Source organism: uncultured Campylobacter sp., from assembly GCF_938030685.1.
In the GTDB taxonomy this organism is placed as follows: domain Bacteria; phylum Campylobacterota; class Campylobacteria; order Campylobacterales; family Campylobacteraceae; genus Campylobacter_B.
Genome location: NZ_CALHHX010000055.1, coordinates 1 through 18222, shown reverse-complemented (window position 1 = coordinate 18222; position 18222 = coordinate 1). Strand labels below are relative to the sequence as shown.

The following is an 18222-nucleotide window of genomic DNA, read 5'->3' as shown; positions in this document are numbered from 1 at the left end:
ACTCCATGGAGCTAGCTCAGCTCGTAACCGGCGGCCGCAAGACCTACGGCAATGTCATTATGGGCGGACTTCGCCGCGATATGACCGATAACGAAATCCGCAAGAGCATCGAGATCATCAATAAACTTGATGTTCAAATTTCTGAAATTTGGGACGCCGTTATGGAGGATAAACGCCAAATCGGTCGCTGGAAGGGCGTGGGCGTATTAGATCGCAAAGTAGCGCGCGATTTCAGCCCGGTAGGTCCAAACATGAGAGCTTCCGGCTTTAAACGCGACAACCGCTACGATCATCCTTACGATTTCTTCAACAAGATAGAATTCGAAGTAGCTGTAGAGCACGGTGGCGATGTATTCAGTCGCGAAGTCGTAAGATATAAAGAGCTTAAACAATCGATCCACATCATCAGGCAGTGCTTGCATCAAATGCCGCAAACTCCGATAATGATCGATCCACAGACTATGATCAGACCGGAAAACTACGCTTTAGGTCACGACGAAGCGCCGCGCGGCGAAAACGTCCACTGGATCATGCAAGGAAACGCACAGAAGGTTTACCGCTGGAGATGTCGCGCCGCTACGTATAACAACTGGCCGAGCTTGCGATTTCAATTCCGCGGAAATAACATCTCCGATGCGGCGCTAATCGTATGCTCGATGGATCCGTGCTACTCATGCACCGAGCGCGTAACTTTAGTCGATATTAATAGCGGAAAGAGTAAAATTCTAACCGAAAAAGACCTTAAGAAATTTTGCCAAGACGGCAAGGTTAGCAAAAAGGATTTAAGATGATGAAATTATTCGACATTACCGAAAAATATGGTAAGGCGACCTATGCTTATCCGTTTGAGCCATACATCGTGCCCGAGAATTTTCGCGGGCAGCCTGAATACACCTATGAGCTTTGCATAGGCTGTGCTGCGTGCGGAATCGCCTGCCCATCTAATGCGATTGAGCTTAAGATGAATGAAGCCCAAACCAAACTAATTTGGGAATTTGATTGCGGACGCTGCATATTTTGCGGTCGCTGCGACGAGGTATGCCCTACGGGAGCAGTAAGGCTAGGCAATAGCTTTGAGCTAGCGGTAAAATTTGATAAAAGCGCGCTTATCCAACACGGCGAGCTTGAGATGGAGAAATGCAGCTGCTGCGGCAAGCCAATGACCCCAAAAAGGCTCATCAACTACACGCTAGAAAAACTAAGTACTGCAAATTTGCTCCCAGGCAGATTAGAAGAAGCTAAAAAATATCTCTATATCTGTCCTGAATGCAAAAAAGCTCAAGCGGTCGAAAGAGTGACCAAAGGTATAGAGGAGGCAATAAAATGAGTTTGTATCAAGTCCCCGAAAATATTAAAAACGCAAACGATCTAACCGCAAAGTTGGAGCTTTTGAAAAATATCAAACGAAGCTTCAGCGTTTATCGTATCGACTGCGGAAGTTGCAACGGCTGTGAAATCGAAATTTTTGCTTCTATCACGCCGATGTGGGATCCGGAGCGCTTCGGATTTAAACTCGTAGCTAACCCTCGCCACGCAGATATCTTAGTCTGCACCGGTCCGGTTACTCGACAGATGTATTATCCGCTGCTCCGCGCTTATGAGGCTGCACCTGATCCAAAGATCGTAGTAGCTCTTGGGGCCTGCGGAAGCACTGGTGGAATTTTTCATGACGCATATAGCGTATGGAGTGGTATCGATAAGATTGTACCGGTAGATGTTTATATCCCAGGCTGCCCTCCGCATCCTGCTAGCATCATCTATGGTCTTGGCATGGCGCTTGGCATCATCGATCAAAAGCTTCAAAAGAAGAGCTATGAGCAAGATAGCACTCTTCCACCACCGGTTAAGAGTTCAGTTATCGGCGATATTTTATTCGAGCGCGATCTGCAAGCTGAAGCTAAGAGGCTGATGAGCTATATTTTCGGAAGAGTTTTATTTGCAAAATATATGGATGCGATCAAAACCTCATCTGACGTTCACGATCCAAAAGCTTCTCGCGAGGCTCTACTTAACGCTATCCACACCGAAGAGGATCCTAGATATGCGGAGTGCATGGCGCTATTACACAACGACGTATATATAAAATACGCCCGCGCTACGGAGGAATTTAAGATCGATCCGCAAAAAGAGGTCTGGAGCAAACGATGATTGAGGTTTTTAAGCTTACAAAGCGGCATATGGACGAAAACGAAAATTTACCCAAAGAACTAAAGGATATCAAGGTTTTTTCCACCTGCGTCGGTCACGGCGTAGGTACGATAGATTTTAGCGAAAAGGTACTTGAGATAGATGATGAAGAATTTAAACGCATCATCGAGAACTCGGGCGACTACGTTAAATTTAAGATCGGTAACCTAAGCAAGTATTTCGAGATTGAAATTTTTGCCGAGCACGCAGCTAAGCTAATCCCTCAGCTTTGCGAATGTGAGCTTAAAGATCTGCTAAAAAATATGCGCGAAGGATATTTCGTGCTAAGGAAGGATTTTTGATGCGAAAGGCGTTGCTTTGTATCGGCAATCCCCTTCGCGGCGACGACGACGTAGGTAATGAGACGGGGCGAATAGTCGAGGCAAACTTAAAAGATTGGCGCGTTTTTTATGGGCAGGATGTGCCCGAAAACGAATTTGCAGCCCTTAGGGAATTCGCCCCTGAAATTCTGATCGTAGTAGATGCGATGAGCGGCTTTGACGAGGATAAGATAGAATTTTTCGACCTCAGCAACGATCGCGACTACATATACTCGACGCATAACCTGCCTACGCCGGTGCTTCTAAGCTATTTGCGCAAAATTTGCCCAAAGACGTTGTTTTTGGGCATAAGCGTACTACTCGATAATGTCCTTGATTTTAAAGAAGGGCTAAGCGAGAGCGCAAAAAAAAGTGCGCAAAAAGCTTATGAGCGTATCTTAGAAATTGATTCAAATTTAAATGAGGAGGAGTAAATGTTAAATCCTGCAGAAACCGCGCAAGCGGTGTCTAGTTCGATGCAACACAAGGCGCATACCCCGCTAATTAGCATAATTTTTCTAGCTATAATGGCGGGCGCTGCAATCGCTATGGGCGATATTTTCTGGGCTCACTCGACCGTCGGAATGGCTGAAAAGCAATCTATTGGCTTATCGAATTTCATCGGTGGTATTACCTTTAGCTGCGGTCTGATGATGGTGGTTTTTTACGGTGGGCATCTATTTACCAGCTCGGTTTTAACGGGCGTACCTGCTGCCGATGGCAAATTACCGCTAGGTAAAACTATCGGCTATTGGGCTATCGTTTGGTGCTTTAACTTTGTAGGTGGCGCGTTAATCGCGTATATGTATTATTACTCAGGACTTCCGCTTAAATATGATGGCTACATCTTGCAGCACTTCATTCCTGCAGCAGCAGGCAAAATAAACGCACCTTTTCATGAGCTATTCATCCGCGGAATTTTTTGTAACGTGTTTGTATGTATGTCTATCTGGACTGCGACCAGCGAGAGCAATCTATCGGGTAAATTCTTTGCAATTATGTGGATGATCGGCGCATTCGTAGCTTGCTCGATGGAACACTGCGTGGCAAATATGTTTATCCTAACTGAAGGCATCATCGCTAAAGGCCACTATCTTGCGGCTGCAGGTGGCGATGTAAATGCTCTTGCAAGCTCACTTCACGGCGTAACGGCGGCTCAAATAGATTCAATAAACTGGGGAAATTTCATCGTTAAAAATATGATCCCGGTTACGCTAGGTAACATCTGCGGCGGTCTATTTTTCGTAGGCTTGGTCGGATTTATGGTCAATAAATACGATATGAAAAAGAAAGACTAATCTATCGCACTTCAGCACGATATAAACAAAATATGGCGCGGCACTTTGCCGCGCATTTTTAGTTTATGAAATTTTAAAAATTCCGATGCGTAAAATTTCGCTCGATCCAAAATTTTAAATTCCATTGCAATACATAAAATTCCAGCTTGATCCAAAATTTTAAATTCCATAGCCTGCCACTAAATTTAAAATTCCAAAGCTTTGCGTTTTAGGATAGCGGATAAAATCCAAAAGCGAATTACGTGTTAAAATTTTAAGTAAATTCAAAACAGAATTTTAAACGAGGTCACAAACCCAAATTTTATATAAGTTAAAATTTTAGACGAAATCCTAAACGAAATTCGGGATGGAATTCTAAAACCAGGCTCTTGATAAAAATTTTACGCTGTAAATCTAGGCAAAATCCTGCGCCATAACTTTAGACAAAATTTCGCACTTAAGCCGTAAGCGTAAGCCGCATAAATGCTTTAAAAACTCTAGCCCGAGCCTAAACACAGTAGCTAAGCAATCTGTCGTAGTCCAGGATCAAAAACTCGTGCTGACTGATTTTTTGAATTACGTTATCTTTTACAAGCTCGTTAAACGCGGTACTCGCGCTTTGACGCTTGAGCCCTACGAAGGACGAAAGCACCTTTAGCGAAAAGGGCAAAAAGACGTATTTGTAGCCATTTTGATGAAAATTCTGCTCGTTTGCAAGCTCGATCAAAAAGCTCGCGATGCGCCCTTTTGCATTTTCAAAAAGTATAGAGCGTGTGATTTTGCGCTGCAGCAGAATTATCTCTGTTAAAATTTTTATATATGCCTCGCAAAAGCTGCGATTTGCCAAGATCTCCCCTAGTCCGCTCGCATCGATCGTGTAAATCTCGCTGTCCTCTAAAAACTCAAGCGCGCAAATTTCATTGAGAATGGTAATATTGTCCTTATTTAGGTAGTTGATGATGAATTCCTCGCCGTCTTCAAAAAACGAAAGCTTCGCCTGTCCACTTTTAAAAATAAAAACTTTAGGCGCCTCGCTATAAAAAACATAGCCTTTTTTGATGACTTGGTGCTCGAACATTGCAAGCTCCTCGTCGCTAAGCGTGGAGATAGCCTCGGTTTGCAGTAGTCCTAGCCGCGATTTTTCCATATAACCTCCAAAAGCTAAGAATTATACAATGAAATATTTAGACAAAGATAAAGCTGCGCGGACTAAATTTACCATCCAGGCTATAGCTGCGCATCTGGGTCACCTAAGCTAATAAATTTTATAGCTATTAAAATTCTAATTTTACCCGCGCTTTACATCGCATAAAATTTCAAAATTAATTGAGCTTTACGCGGCAATATTATAGCCAAAACCCGCGGCGCGAATTTAAAATTCTGTCTTTAAATAAAAATTCATATCATTTCATTGAAATTTTATTTAGCAAGGATATAATAATACATATTAAAAATAAGCGGTATTTTGCTCGCGATGACACCGCAAGAAAGGCACTTCATGCAAAAGTTAAATTTTAAAGATAACGTTTCCGAGACGCTGCTAATCAACGTCTATATGCGCCATTTGGATTTCAAAGACGCGGATCCAATCCTAAATGATCCCTTTTCAAGCGCCGCGGTCGAACAGATCGATTATGATTTTGCAAAATTTAACGATGCGCGCCTTAGCAAGACAGGCACGGTGATCCGCGCGAAATTTTTTGACGACGAGACGCTGCGGCTCGCGGCGGAGCTTGATCACCCTATCATCGTGCAGCTTGGCGCAGGACTCGACACCCGCCCGCTTAGACTGCAAAAAGCCCTACCGAGCGCCCTATTTTACGATCTCGATCTGCCAGACGTCATCGCCGCACGCGACGAGCTGCTGCCCAAGGCAAAGAATAATTTCAGCCTGCCCTGCTCGATGCTAGATCCATCGTGGATGGACGAGCTGGTCGCAAAGCACGGCAGCGCGGGCTACATCTTCATCTTAGAGGGCGTGAGTATGTATTTTGAAAAGGAGGAATTTAAAAAATTTTTTATCGCGCTTTCGCAAAAATTTAGCGGCTACGTGCTGAGCGACTTTATGAGCGAGTTTTCGGTAAGAAAATTCGACTCCAAACGCCACGACGCGATGCGACACATGCAAAACGCGCCCTTTAAAATGGGCGTTAGCGGCGGTGCAGAGGTGCAGAGCTGGGATAGTGCGCATATCAGATTCGTCAGGGAGGCCGCGATGCTAAAAATGTATAAAAGCCACTGGAGCCTTAAAGCGCGCCTCTTTAGCCTGATCCCCGCCTTTTGTAACGCTTGCAAGATGTTCGTTTTCAAAATCGAAGGCGGTGATGAATAAATAAGGCTTAAAATTTCAGTTGATTGCTTTGCAAATTTCGACAGCTAAGGCGCGAATTCTAAGCTGCTTATCTGGCAAGCTGACATGCAGAGCAAACAGCACATACCGCTTTGCTCAATGCTGAGTAAAATTATAAAAACGCTTTAAAATTTCGCTTAAATTTCTCTCGATTTATAGGAATTTAAGAGTTTTTAAAATATATTTTCGCATCTTAAATTCACGGAAAAGATCATGCAAAATTTTCTCGACAAACTCACCGCCACAATTGACGCGATCAACTCCTTTTTGTGGGGCCCATACTTTCTAATCGCCCTACTTTGCGGCACCGGCGCATATTTTACGGCGCGCTTGCATTTAGTGCAAATTTTTAAATTTAAAATGGGCGCGCGCAAGCTTTTCGGCAACTTCTCCCTGCACGGCGAGGCTGCGGGCAAAAGCGGCATGAGCTCGTTCCAAGCCGTCGCTACGGCGATCGCGGCGCAGGTAGGCACCGGCAACCTAGTAGGCGCCAGCACCGCGCTAATAATGGGCGGGCCGGGCGCGATATTTTGGATGTGGTGCGCAGCGTTTTTGGGTATGGCGACGAATTTTGCCGAGATCTGCCTGGCTCAAATTTACCGCACCAAGGATGATAGCGGACATATGATCGGAGGGCCCGCGTTTTACATCAGTCGCGGACTTAAAAGCCCCCTTGCCAAGCCTTTAGCGGCATTTTTTGCGCTAGCCATCATCTTTGCTTTGGGCTTCATGGGTAATATGGTGCAGGCAAACTCCATCTCCGACGGCTTTAGCGGTGCATTCGGAATTCCGAAGTGGGTGAGCGGCGCAGCCTTAGCGCTCATCTGCTGTGTCATCTTTTTCGGCGGCGTCAAAGCGATCGCGCGCGTAGCCGAAAAGGTTGTGCCTATAATGGCGATCTGCTACGTGCTCGTCGGTCTCGTCATCATCGGCTCAAATTTCGATAAAATTCCATCCGTCATCGCGCTGATATTCAAAGCCGCGTTCGATCCATCGGCTGCCTGGGGCGGCGCTACGGGCGCTACGATCGCCACTGCGATGAGATACGGCATCGCGCGCGGGCTCTTTTCAAACGAAGCGGGCATGGGCTCGACGCCGCACGCACACGCCGCAGCGAACGTCAAACACCCCGTAGATCAAGCCGTACTCGGCATAATGGGCGTTTTTGTCGATACATTCATCGTGCTTAACATCACCGTTTTCGTCGTGCTTAGCACCGACGTAGTCGCCTTCGAAAACGGCAAGGCGGTATTTTCGGGTATCTCGCTGGTGCAGGAAGCCTTCGGATCGCAAATTTTAGGTCGTAGCGGCGGCTACGGCTTCGTGGCGATCTGTCTGTTTTTCTTCGCATTTACCACGATTTTGGGCTGGTATTACTTCGCCGAGATCAACGTGCGATACCTCCTGGGCGCAAAATTCGTCAAGCTCTTGCAAATTTTAGTCGTTGCATTCGTATTCATAGGAAGCGTGCAAAAGATCGACCTAGTCTGGGGGCTAGCCGATATGTTTAACGGACTGATGGTGATCCCCAACTTAATCGCGATCATCCTGCTTAGCCCCGTCGTCGTGCGGCTTTTGAGCGACTTTAACGACGGCAAAAGCTACGACGCGAACGACTACAAATAACGCCGCGCGCTAAATTTTAAGCCCGTACTTGGAATTTAGCGCAAAATCATCTTAAAATTTAGAATTTTAAAATTCTTTTCGCGCTAAAATCCTTGCCTAAATTTTATGATCTAAGGAGAACGGATGCAAATTTTAAGGAGCGAAAAAATGCCCGTTTTAAAGGCATTACTGACTGGGCAACCGCGCGCTTACGGCGACGAGCGCGCTACACAGCCTCTAAAAAAGCGCTGGGAGACGGCGATTTTTAAGCAAGCTAGAACGGGCGAAGTGCGCGCAAATGAGCTTGGATTCGAGGGTGACGCGGTAGCCGACACGCTGCATCACGGCGGAGAGGAAAAGGCGATTTTTGCCAACTCGCTGCAAAATTACGCCGCGTGGGAGAGGTTTTTGGGGCTTAAAAATCTAGCTTACGGCGCAATGGGCGAAAACCTCACGATCAGCGGACTACACGAGCAAAACGTATGCATCGGCGATGTGCACCGCATAGGCTCGCTGGTGCTACAAGTAAGCCAGCCGCGCAAGCCCTGCTACAAGCTCTCGATGCGCTGGGGCAACGCGGAGATGACGGCGGAGATCGCGCGCAGCGGACTTACCGGCTGGTACTACCGCGTGCTGGAGGCTGGCTCGTGCCGCGCAGGCGACGAGATCTACGTCGTGGGACGCGACCCCGTTATGATGAGCGTGATGGAGCTTAATCGTCTATTTTACGGCGATCGCCTCGATGAAGGGCTGTTAGCAAAATTTAACCTGCTTACGACGCTTACGCCAAAATGGCGCGAGGACATGCGCCGCAAGCTAGAAGGCGGCTACGACGACAGCTTTATGCGGCTATGAAATTTAGCCTCAAAGCAGCGTTATAAGACCAGCAAAGCAGCGCCGCATCTTGCTAGCTTTAAAATACTCTCTTGATGCGGATTTCAAAATACTTTCTAAGCCGCCGATGCTAAGTTTCAAGATACTTCTTGGCTACTCAATATCGGCTTACAAAAAATACTTTCTTGATGCGAGCTGCAAATTCAGACTAAATTCCAAAGACGAAATTTTAATTTGATCCGCGCTGATCGCGCGCAAATGCGATCTGTTTTCACACCATGTTTTGCGGCATGACACGGACTGCAAGCAAAATTAAAGACGCAAATTTAACCGCACTTAGAATTTAATCCATCATGAAGTCTAAATTTAGCCGCACATTCAAAGCCGCAAGCGCCGCTCTTTGTAAATTTTAAAATTTAAAAGCGGTAAATTTAATCCCCTTGCTACGCAGCGATTTTTTCCAAAATCAAAAAGCGAACTATTTTTACTCTCGCAACACACTCATCTCGCACACTTAGCGGCGTGGCTCTTATGCTGCAAACGAGCTTTCTCAAAGCTTTGTAACGCGCGCCAAATTAGACATATCAGATGCTTCGCCAAGCGCCTTTCAAAGTTCATTTATAGCGCTTGCTATAAGTAGAATTTTGCGTGGAATTTTTTGCGGCACGGCAACAATTACGACCTTTAAAAAACGCGCGCCGCAGCCCAAAAGCCTATTTCAGTTTTTTAAAACCGCGCGCCGTAGAGCTCAAAGTCTGTTCCTGCGCTTAATCAACTACCGTAATCCCCGCATCCGCGCAGGCTTTTCGCGCCTTTTTAGATATGCCGATGCCGGTCGTTTCGATTTTCTTAAGATTAACGAAGGGCGCAAGCTCGGCGGCATCAATGTTTTTGATGTCAAAAAGCTCGTCCTCGCCGTCCCAATCAGGCGCGATTTGTAGATAAATTTCGTTTCCGCCGTCAAGATAGAGCTCGCTCACCTGCTCCGCCAAATCTGCGGGGACAGGATAGTCCTTGAACCACTTTTTGGCTTGCGGCAGCGCGCCGAAGTCCGCATACGGATCGATGCTGCGCTCTTCGCAGTATTCAAACACGTCAAATTTAGGCTCCAGCAGGGCTTTTTCGTACATCAGCTCGTTCATCACGGCGATTTTGAAATTGAAATTTTTAAACGCTAGCGTCTCGCCCGTCGCGCGCGGAAGCTTAAATTTATCGCTTGGCTTTCGCTTTACCTTTTTTGTCTTTTGATTGATGCAGACGCGTCCTATCGGCATTTCCGCAGCTCGCACGATATCTGCTATCTCGTCGGTGTCGCGCTTAGCGAAGCGCTCGGCAAAGTCCATCGCGCCTATGCGCTCCTGCACGGCCTCTGCTAGAGCTAGAGAGACTTCGAATTTGCCGAGGCTAAGCTCCAAAAATATATATGCGCCGCGCAGCTCCTGCTCAGGCACGGCCTCAAGCGGCGGTCTGCCCTCAAGCGTGAATGCGCCGCCGTATAGCTCGCGCGGAACCTCGTGCTGCACGCCCCTTGCGACCTCAAGCATCAAAACTATCTCGGAAAGCCTCGGTTCTGCGAGCTCGTCTGCGCGCACGAAGGCGAAAATCCCCGCCTCATCCCAAAAATAGCGGCTTTTGCCCTCTCCGTCATCGATCACGCGCGGCTGATCTAGGGCTTCATTAAATTTAGCTAGATCAAACTCGCAGTTTACACCGCCAATAAAAACGCCGTCCGAGCGCACGTCGATGTCAAATTTATCATTTTTAAAAATGTCAAACAGCCCCATTTCGCCTCTCCTGATTTTGCGTTAAATTTCGTCTTAAAATTTTTCCAAAAACCCGTAAAAATCGTCCGCGAAAAGCCTATCCTCACCCTCTGCGTAGTCGCGCACATATACGGGGTATTCGCACGGCGCGTCGCCTGCCTGCTCGCTCGTTATCTCTTTCGTCGCTCCACTTGCCGCCTCGCTCATTGTCGCGCCTGCAGCTTTGCACGTCGTTTCATCTGCTGCTTCGGCATTTATATCGCGCGCTGCATCCGGTGATCTATCTGCACGCGCTTCGTCGTCCGATGCCCTATTTTCCGCACTATCGGCTACCGTCGCGACCACTGTACCACGCGCTGTCTCGCCCGCAGCTTCGCCGCTCGTGCTCTCCGCCGTCTTGCTGCGCGCCGTATTCGGCGAGCCGTCCGCTATGTCGCTTGCGGGCGAAATTTTAAAATAATACTCCTCGTCCTCGAGCTGCAAAAATACGAGCTCATCCGCGGCGAATAGGTCGTTTTTGAGATTTATCTTATACGTGTAGCAGATGCCCTCATCGGCACTATCCGCAAACTCGGGCGGTGCGATCGTTTTTAGCTCCGTCCCCGCCGCGCTGATGCTAGCGTATCTTAGCAGTATCTGCTTGTAGCTCACAGGCAGCGCAAAACCAAGCCGCCGCTGCGCCTGCGCGATCCACGCGGGCTCTATGTCGCTGCGCCCCGCGGCCGTGATATTTTTAGATTTTTGAATAAGCTTTTCTATCATTTTGATCTCATTTTGAGCGAGAAATTTTAACGCCTTAGCACACCAGACGCGCTGTTTGCATAGACCTGCGGGCGTTTGGCGCGGCTTTAAAAATCTAAATTTAAAAGCTCGCGCAGCTTCAAAACCAAAGCTAGCCGTTTAAAATTTCGAGCAGCCCGCGCATAAATTTTGACCGCAAACGCGAACCGGCAGAGTTTTAGCGATCTAAATTTAGCGCTAAGCCCTAGCCAGCGCTATTACTTCGATCTCCACAAGCGCCCCCTTGGGGAGTTTAGCGACCTGCACCGTGCTGCGAGCCGGCTTGTGCTCGCCGAACGCCGCTACGTATATCTCGTTCACCGCGGCAAAATCGCCCATGTCGGCTAGGAAAATCGTAGTTTTGACGGCATCTTGCAGTGTCGCGCCCGCTTCTTTTAGGATCGCCGCGAGGTTTTGCAAAACCTGCCTACTCTGCGCTTCCACGCCGCCCGCGACAAACTCACCGTCCGGCTTAAGCGCGATCTGCCCGGAGGTAAAGATGAACCCACCCGCCTTGATCGCCTGAGAGTACGGCCCGATGGCCTGCGCCGCATCGGGAGTCGAGATGATTTGCATACTAAATCCTTTGTAAAAAATTTCGCCCATTTTATCGCAAAATATTTTAGCATTGCTTTAGGCGGCGGAATTTTGCGAGCGAGGTTACAGGTGCAGAGGGTGCGACGGTGCAGCTAAAATTAATTGGCGGAAAGGCGGCGGCGCGGTAAAGTTAATAAGCGCGCGGGGCGGCTAAATTTCGGCAGGCGAGGCGAAACAGATGCGCAGCGATACGGTTAATTTATCGCACAAATACAGCGAGCAATATAGCGAGGAGCTATAGTGCGGAATAGCAAGCCGTGGCGGCGAAACGGCAAAATTTAAAATATCCGATGGGTGTAGTAAAACAGCGTGTGGAAGTGCGGCTAAATTTAATCGCTGAGAGTGGATTTGGTAGTACGTACGGGCGGCACGGCGAAATGATCTATGGAGCGGTATTTTAAAATTTTGTGGGCATAAACATATAAAATTTCATAGCACAGGTACGATAGCATTGTGCACTCGGCAATACGACTACTCTATCGGCGGCGGGCAGACCGCATGAATGCATGGCGATACGACGAAATAGATATGGGTGGTGCGGTGGAATTTAACTGGCGCGAATGGGCGAAATTTCACTGGCGTCGTTACGGCAGTAAATTAAATTCCTTGCGGTAGCAAGATCATCAATGTCTCGACCGTCAAAATCAAACCGCCCATAGTAGTGATACAGGCGACGGGGCGGTAAAAGCAGCGCCAAAATCGCTACCATCGCAGCAGAAAGAACAGCGCCGTCATAAAAAATCAGTGCGACACCGCGCAACGCAATTAAAATCCTCGCAGTAGCAAGCGCGGCAACGAAGTCGTCGATATAGCGGAGCAAAATCGACGATATCGAAACAACAAAATCAAGACCTCACGACAAGCGAGACCTCCGACGTAACGCCAATAGAATCAACATCGCAGCAGCGGGAAATTAGCATAGTCGCGATAAGATCAGCACAACGCTACGATATAATCGACGCTGCAGTAGTAAATTGGAAGTGTCGCAGTAAATTTGGTGCGACACTGCGGCAAAATCGACGTCGCAGCAGTAAACTAAGCACCATCGAGGCGGCAAGATCGGCGCTGTCGCGGTAGCAAAGTCGGCTCCGTCGCAGCGCAATAGGTACGAAACTACGATATAATCGATGCTAAAGTAGTAAATTGGTAGTGTCACAGTAAGTTCGGTGCGACACTGTGGCAAAATAGATGCCGCAGTAATAAAATCAATGCTGCCACAGCAGTAAGATAAGCGTCATTGCGGCAGATCGGCGAGGGTTCATAAAATTTTACGCGAAATTTTATACGAAATCCTGTATAAAATTCTATGATTTTGGCTTGAAATTAACCCGCGATCGACCCTCAACCAGTCTGTAATTAACTTGCAATCAGTCCGTAAAGTAGCTTTAAAATCGTGGCGGCAACGACGAGCAGAAGCATCTTGCGCACAAATTTCACGTCGCATCTCATCACGAGGCTTGAGCCTGCGAAGCTACCCGCGATCTGCCCGACCGCCATCACCGCTCCGACGAGCCATAAAATCTGCCCACCGATGATAAAAACGCCCAAAGAGACGATGTTTGAGGTGAAATTTAAAACCTTCGTGTGTGCGACCGCCTTTTTCATATATAGCCCTAAAATTCCCACGAGTGCAAACGTCCAAAACGAGCCCGTACCAGGGCCGAAAAATCCGTCGTAAAACCCCAAAATAAGCCCGAAAATCGCGTAAAAGCTCTTTTTTGACATCTTGGGTTTGGCGGGCGCTTCGCCTAGGTTTGGCGAAAAAATCATATAAAAGAAAAGCGCCAGCAGCAGGATCGGAATGAGGTAGTTTAGGAATTTCGCATCGATTAGGAGTAGGACATAGGCGCCGACGAGTCCGCCTATGAACGTAAAAACCACGCCCCGCAAGATCTCCGCGGCATCGACATAGCCCTTGCGGATGAAATTTAAAGCGGCGGTGAAGCTTCCGAAGCTGCCTTGAAATCTATTTGTGGCGATCGCTACATGCGGCGGAACGCCCACGGCAAGCAGCGCAGGCAGCGATATCAGCCCGCCGCCGCCCGCGATCGAGTCGATAAATCCGCCGAAAAACGCCGCTGCAAAAAGCACCGCAAACTGCCAAAGTTCAAGCTCCATTTTTGTCCCTTTTTAATTTCCAATATTTTACAAAAGGTGAACTTAAATTTTAACCGCCGTACATCGCAATAGCAAATCGTATGCTATAATAGTAAAAAATAAGGATAAAAATGAATAGTTTCAAAAAAATCATAGATCTGATTTTAAAAATTTTCATCATAAGCGTATCTATTTTAGGGGCAATCATCATATTAATAATAGCATTTATTATTGCGTCAATTTATTTAAAACCATATAATGATTTTTGGAACGTAAAGAGCAATAATTTTGAAGAATTGAATATTTTAACAGACAATGCAGATATGGATGGATTACTTTTGTATCGTAGAAAAATTCAACCAAATGCCGCAGATAGTCTAGATGAAATCTGCTATGTTCATTACGTAAAGTTAAATTCTACTAACGGCATAGCAGAAAAGAAACTCATTGAAAACGGCTACAAACCCTCCAATAAATCCAATTGTGTCGCTCAAGATAGCAATCTAACGGAATTCAAAAAAATCACGTTTGCGGCGCCGTTTTTTCATTATCTAGGCTATAGTGATATATTTGATAAAATATATTTAGTCTATGGCTCAACAGCTCACTTAGATGTATCTACCATAAGCGCAAAAAATGGACAAATCTGGCAAAAGCAAGGACACGAAATTATTATCTATCCAGGAGAAAATATAATTCAAAAGAATAGACTGTTCTCCGAATGCTTCGGTCCACTTGGTATGTGTAATTAAAACTGAAATCAATCGGCCAGTAAAGGTAAAATTTTATCTATCTCGCCGCTCTGTCCGAGGCGATACAGCGCGAAGTCGTATTTGATGGGATCGCTCGGATCGAAGCGCCTTAAGCTTTGCGTAAGCTGCAAAACCGCCTCAAAATCGTAACTCTTGCGATCGATCAGCCCAAGCTTAAGCGAAACTTTATGCGTGTGGGTATCGAGCGGGATGAGGAGGCGCGATTTTTCGATCTTTTTGTACAGCCCCAGATCGATGTCGCTGTCGCGCACCGCCCAGCGCAGGAAGAGATTGTAGCGCTTATACGGCGACGTGGGCTTTTGCGCGAAGCCGCGCCCGAAAAAAAACTCATACCCAGGACTGCGGTAGGGATTTAATCTGTAAATCTCGCCGATTAAAAAATTTATCCCATCCTCGATCCGTCCGCTTTTTTGCATGCCGCGAAGCACGCTTTCTTCGATGCTAAGGCTATTTTTAAGCCGCTTTAAAGTTATAAAAATTTCAGCGACGTCGCGCGGGCTTTGAAATCTATATTTTTTGCCCGCAAGCTCCGCGCCAATGCGCTCATCGCTTGCGTCCAAAAGCGAAAAATCAAGCGAGTGGAGGAATTTTAAAATTTGAGCCGCGTTACCGTAAGCAAACAACGCGCAGATGAGCGCTACGACGTCGTTTCGATGTCCCTTTGCGACCTGCAGCGGATCGGGCGCGCCGAAAAGATCCGCGTCGCAATTTTTCAAATCGGCGTAATAATCTAAAATCTGCTTTAAGCTTTTCATTTTGCGTAGTAGCTCATCGTCGTAGCGCCGAATTTACGCGATTTAAGCAGCGCGAAATCGCCGATTTTAGGCGGCAGCTCAAGCTCGCTCATATGCTCGATCGCGATTAGCAGCTCGCACTGCGCGGAGCCTAGGCGCGCTATTAGCGCCAGCACCCGCTCGTAAATCCCGCCAAAGCCCTGCCTGATCGCAAACGGCGGATCCAGATAGACAAACACTCTGCGCGCGGGATCGGAGATGGAATTTTCTATGGAATTTGCAGTATGGCTTTCGCTAGAATTTGCAGCAGAGTATTCGCCTAAACCGCAGGATAAATTTTCACGGGAGTTGGCGCCAGAATTTTTTCTTGAACCACGGGTTAAATTTACGTTTAGGCGTGAATTTTCTCCGCACTTGGGGCTAAATTTGCTGTCAGAATTCTCAGCAGAATTTTTTCTTGAATCATAGATGAAATTTACGTTTGAATGTAAATTTTCTCTGTAGCTAGTGGCAAAATTCTCGCCTAAATTTAAGCTTTCTTTCTCTTCGCAGCTCGTGCCTAAGCCCGTACCTCGATTTGCGTCAAAATTAGAACTTTCGCCGCATTTTGAGCTTAAATTTACGCTGCGATTAGCGGTCTCGGCGTCGCTAACGTCGTATTTCGAAGCGGAGCTAGCGTCAACCTTTTCGCCAAAGCTTGCGGCGTCCGTGGCTAGCGAATTCACACGATATTTTATACTAGAAGCGCCCGCATAATCGCCAATCTGGGCACAATCGCCAAAGCCCTCCTCGCCTGTATAATCATCATTTACACCGCTCTGTGCGCCATTTTGCGCGCTGTCAGGCACACTGCTTCGCGTGCCGCATTTTGCTAAATCTTTCACGCCGCTTTGCGTACCGCCTTCCGCTCCAGCGTTTTGCGCGGCGCGGTATCTGTCCTCGCCCTGCTCTACGCCACTAAAGCTTTTGCGGCAGCTCTCTTTTTCGCCGTCTAAATTTTCGCAGTAGGCGGCGGCGTCGGCATAGTTTTTGAAATTTTTGCCGCTTAAATTTGGCGAATTCCCGCCCGAGCATCCGTTCGTGCCCGCTTGCAGCTCGTGCAAAATTTCGGGTAGTCGCTCGAAGCAATCGCCCAAAATCGCATTGGCGCCGAGCCTGAAAAGCTCGAAATTTTTCCGCATAATCTTATGCGCGGCGGCGTCCTTTTCGATCGCATAAACGTTTTTTGCACCGTTGCTTAGCGCTTCAAGCGCCATTGCGCCGCTGCCGCCGAAGCATTCGATAAACGCCGCGCTGCGCAACTGCGCCCGCCACGTATCGAAAAATGAGCCCTTTACGATGCTTTTCGTGCTGCGCGTACTTGAAAGCGCGGGTAGAGCGAGCTTTTTGCCCCTATAAATGCCGCTTGAAATTTGCGTAAAGAGCGTGCCGGCGGGTCTGGAAAATTTAGCCATTTTGCCTTCTTAAAATTTCGATGATTTTTGCCTTGAACTCATCAAATAGCGCGCAAATTTCGGCTTCCGCACTCGCCGCATGGTAGTCGCCAAGATCCCGCTTTAGCTCGCCTTGAAAATCCTTTAGCCTAGATAGCAGCGTATCCTTTGAAAAAGGTAGCGCCAAATCTCCGTCCTCGTCGATCAAAAAGAGCGGTTTTGCCGACCTTTGCGGCTCATCGCTTATCACAAAGTCGCAATCCTGCGCGCTTGCGGCATGGTCCTTCAAAAACAGCTCCAGCGTCTTTTGCAAAATTTCGCAGTCGCAATCGATAAAAGCTTTCATCAAAACCCCTTTTTAAATTTTATCATCTTAAACTTCTCGCCAAACTCCGCGCGCAGGTGATTAAACTGCAAAAGCGCGTTTAGGTAGCCCTTCTCGCCGCTTTTTTGCATAAAAAGCTCTAAAAGCTGGACCGCGCCGAAGTCTATGAGAGCCGCGATCTGTCTTTTAAAATCCGCCGTCACGGCACCCACGTCCTCAAACGCAGCACGCAAAATTTCAAAATTCACATCGTAAGTAAGATCGCTCTTGCCGTAAAAATCGCTCAAATTTTGCATCTCAAAGAAGCTGAAAACCTCGTGGTTTCGGTAAATCCGCAGGCTAAAATCGCTGCTAGCGCCCATCTGTCCGTAATCGAAGGCGATGAAATAAAACCGCTGCGCACTAGCGCAAATTTCGCGCGCAAAGCGAAAATATCCGACCGGGATTTCGCCGCGCGATATGCCAAATCTGCGTGCGAGGGTTAAAATTTCGCGTTCTTTTATGGGAGCAAATTTTGCCGCACCGCTTTCGATAAAAAGCATATTTTCGCCGTCCACCGCCTCACATTTAAAGGCGTCGAAAAGCTCGTTTGCCACAAAGATCGCATCTTTAAATTTCGCCTCATGCGCGCTTGTGAAATGCTTTAGCGCGATCTCGTCGCCGAAGCTCTCCGCAAAGCTCGCCTGCTGTAGCTCGCGCAAGCGCTCGTGCGGCTCGATAATCGCAAAGCTAAATTTATCAAGTGCCGCCGTACCGCCCAGCGTAAAGATAGCTTGCGCTATATCGCAAAGCAGCCGTCCGTCGTGCGAGCCGATCTCTACGATAGCGATTTTGGTGCTATTTTGCGGCTTTTTTGCAGGCGCAGCGTCTAAATTTAGCTCTCTCGCCGCAAGGTTTTGCCGCAATGCATTTGGACTCGCTGCTGCATCTAAGCTTAACTCTTGCGTCGCGCAAAAATCTGCGCTTAGGCGTAAAATTTCGCGCGCGATGCAGATCCCAAAGAAGCTCCCTACGCTCACGGCAGTGTAAAAATCACCGCTCTTACCGATTTTAGCGGCATTTGCGTAGTAGCTCTCGTTTAGCCAGCCCTCGAAAAAATCGCTAAATTTCACGCCCGCACTATCTCATCCAGGCTCTTGCGTAGGCG

The 18222-nt window shown here is 47.6% G+C and carries 20 protein-coding genes and 2 pseudogenes; 11 read left to right on the top strand and 11 right to left on the bottom strand.

Features of this window, described 5'->3' with window-relative positions:
* The 6 genes and pseudogenes from Q0369_RS02660 to Q0369_RS02635 all read left to right on the top strand — a co-directional run.
* Positions 1–791: pseudogene (locus tag Q0369_RS02660) on the top strand (hydrogenase large subunit); the annotation flags it as partial.
* Complete coding sequence (locus Q0369_RS02655) at positions 788–1327, top strand: formate hydrogenlyase complex iron-sulfur subunit (RefSeq protein WP_177386902.1); 540 nt, start codon at positions 788–790, stop codon at positions 1325–1327. The pseudogene Q0369_RS02660 and the gene Q0369_RS02655, both read left to right, overlap by 4 nt.
* Entirely contained in the window at positions 1324–2148 is an 825-nt protein-coding gene (locus Q0369_RS02650) for an NADH-quinone oxidoreductase subunit B family protein (RefSeq protein WP_298095600.1), read from the top strand. Before Q0369_RS02655 ends, Q0369_RS02650 begins: the two co-directional genes overlap by 4 nt.
* Positions 2145–2489, top strand: a complete 345-nt coding sequence (locus tag Q0369_RS02645; RefSeq protein ID WP_005871907.1) for a formate hydrogenlyase maturation HycH family protein — start codon at positions 2145–2147, stop codon at positions 2487–2489. Before Q0369_RS02650 ends, Q0369_RS02645 begins: the two co-directional genes overlap by 4 nt.
* The gene (locus Q0369_RS02640; protein ID WP_291936428.1) at positions 2489–2941 is read left to right on the top strand and encodes a hydrogenase 3 maturation endopeptidase HyCI; all 453 of its coding nucleotides are present in this window, start codon (positions 2489–2491) and stop codon (positions 2939–2941) included. Before Q0369_RS02645 ends, Q0369_RS02640 begins: the two co-directional genes overlap by 1 nt.
* Positions 2942–3805, top strand: coding sequence for a formate/nitrite transporter family protein (locus Q0369_RS02635; protein WP_005871911.1), 864 nt, complete (start codon positions 2942–2944; stop codon positions 3803–3805).
* Between the two features lie 487 nt (positions 3806–4292).
* Here the strand turns inward: Q0369_RS02635 and Q0369_RS02630 are convergent, their stop codons facing one another.
* Complete coding sequence (locus Q0369_RS02630; RefSeq protein ID WP_298095596.1) at positions 4293–4931, bottom strand: Crp/Fnr family transcriptional regulator; 639 nt, start codon at positions 4929–4931, stop codon at positions 4293–4295.
* A gap of 351 nt (positions 4932–5282) precedes the next feature.
* On the opposite strand from Q0369_RS02630, the gene Q0369_RS02625 reads away from it, so the two are divergent.
* From Q0369_RS02625 to Q0369_RS02610, 4 genes are all read left to right on the top strand, one after another.
* Positions 5283–6116 carry a class I SAM-dependent methyltransferase gene (locus Q0369_RS02625; protein ID WP_298095594.1) on the top strand — a complete coding sequence of 278 codons (834 nt, stop codon included), beginning with the start codon at positions 5283–5285 and terminating at the stop codon, positions 6114–6116.
* Between the two features lie 231 nt (positions 6117–6347).
* Positions 6348–7760, top strand: coding sequence for a sodium:alanine symporter family protein (locus tag Q0369_RS02620; RefSeq protein ID WP_298095591.1), 1413 nt, complete (start codon positions 6348–6350; stop codon positions 7758–7760).
* Positions 7761–7883: 123 nt separating this feature from the next.
* Complete coding sequence (locus Q0369_RS02615) at positions 7884–8594, top strand: MOSC domain-containing protein (RefSeq protein WP_298095587.1); 711 nt, start codon at positions 7884–7886, stop codon at positions 8592–8594.
* 49 nt (positions 8595–8643) lie between these two features.
* On the top strand, positions 8644–8811 hold the full coding sequence (locus tag Q0369_RS02610) for a hypothetical protein (protein ID WP_298095583.1): 168 nt from the start codon (positions 8644–8646) through the stop codon (positions 8809–8811).
* A gap of 529 nt (positions 8812–9340) precedes the next feature.
* On the opposite strand, the gene Q0369_RS02605 is transcribed toward Q0369_RS02610, so the two are convergent.
* The 5 genes from Q0369_RS02605 to Q0369_RS02585 all read right to left on the bottom strand — a co-directional run bounded on the left by Q0369_RS02605 (position 9341) and on the right by Q0369_RS02585 (position 13831).
* Positions 9341–10357: a hypothetical protein gene (locus Q0369_RS02605; RefSeq protein ID WP_298095581.1), complete on the bottom strand. Its 1017-nt coding sequence runs from the start codon at positions 10355–10357 to the stop codon at positions 9341–9343.
* A gap of 33 nt (positions 10358–10390) precedes the next feature.
* The gene (locus Q0369_RS02600) at positions 10391–11098 is read right to left on the bottom strand and encodes a hypothetical protein (RefSeq protein WP_298095578.1); all 708 of its coding nucleotides are present in this window, start codon (positions 11096–11098) and stop codon (positions 10391–10393) included.
* Positions 11099–11314: 216 nt separating this feature from the next.
* Entirely contained in the window at positions 11315–11692 is a 378-nt protein-coding gene (locus tag Q0369_RS02595; RefSeq protein ID WP_297882955.1) for a RidA family protein, read from the bottom strand.
* 350 nt (positions 11693–12042) lie between these two features.
* Entirely contained in the window at positions 12043–12165 is a 123-nt protein-coding gene (locus Q0369_RS02590) for a hypothetical protein (protein WP_298095575.1), read from the bottom strand.
* A gap of 904 nt (positions 12166–13069) precedes the next feature.
* Positions 13070–13831 (bottom strand): TSUP family transporter, encoded by a 762-nt coding sequence (locus Q0369_RS02585; protein ID WP_297989794.1) that lies wholly within the window; start codon positions 13829–13831, stop codon positions 13070–13072.
* Between the two features lie 110 nt (positions 13832–13941).
* Between Q0369_RS02585 and Q0369_RS02580 the strand changes: the two genes are divergently transcribed.
* Positions 13942–14562, top strand: a complete 621-nt coding sequence (locus Q0369_RS02580) for a hypothetical protein (RefSeq protein WP_297989796.1) — start codon at positions 13942–13944, stop codon at positions 14560–14562.
* 8 nt (positions 14563–14570) lie between these two features.
* Here Q0369_RS02580 and Q0369_RS02575 read toward each other — a convergent pair whose 3' ends face one another.
* The 5 genes and pseudogenes from Q0369_RS02575 to Q0369_RS02560 form a co-directional block, all read right to left on the bottom strand.
* A complete protein-coding gene (locus tag Q0369_RS02575) occupies positions 14571–15338 on the bottom strand; it encodes a TIGR02757 family protein (RefSeq protein ID WP_297989799.1) in 768 nt (255 codons plus the stop codon).
* Complete coding sequence (locus Q0369_RS11175; RefSeq protein ID WP_367178962.1) at positions 15335–16042, bottom strand: RsmD family RNA methyltransferase; 708 nt, start codon at positions 16040–16042, stop codon at positions 15335–15337. The genes Q0369_RS02575 and Q0369_RS11175 overlap by 4 nt, the downstream gene beginning before the upstream one ends.
* Before the next feature lie 375 nt (positions 16043–16417).
* Positions 16418–16771: pseudogene (locus Q0369_RS11170) on the bottom strand (RsmD family RNA methyltransferase); the annotation flags it as partial.
* Positions 16764–17096 (bottom strand): hypothetical protein, encoded by a 333-nt coding sequence (locus Q0369_RS02565; protein ID WP_298095564.1) that lies wholly within the window; start codon positions 17094–17096, stop codon positions 16764–16766. The gene Q0369_RS02565 and the pseudogene Q0369_RS11170, both read right to left, overlap by 8 nt.
* Positions 17096–18187, bottom strand: coding sequence for an SAM-dependent methyltransferase (locus tag Q0369_RS02560; RefSeq protein WP_298095561.1), 1092 nt, complete (start codon positions 18185–18187; stop codon positions 17096–17098). Before Q0369_RS02560 ends, Q0369_RS02565 begins: the two co-directional genes overlap by 1 nt.
* Between the last annotated feature and the right edge of the window lie 35 nt (positions 18188–18222).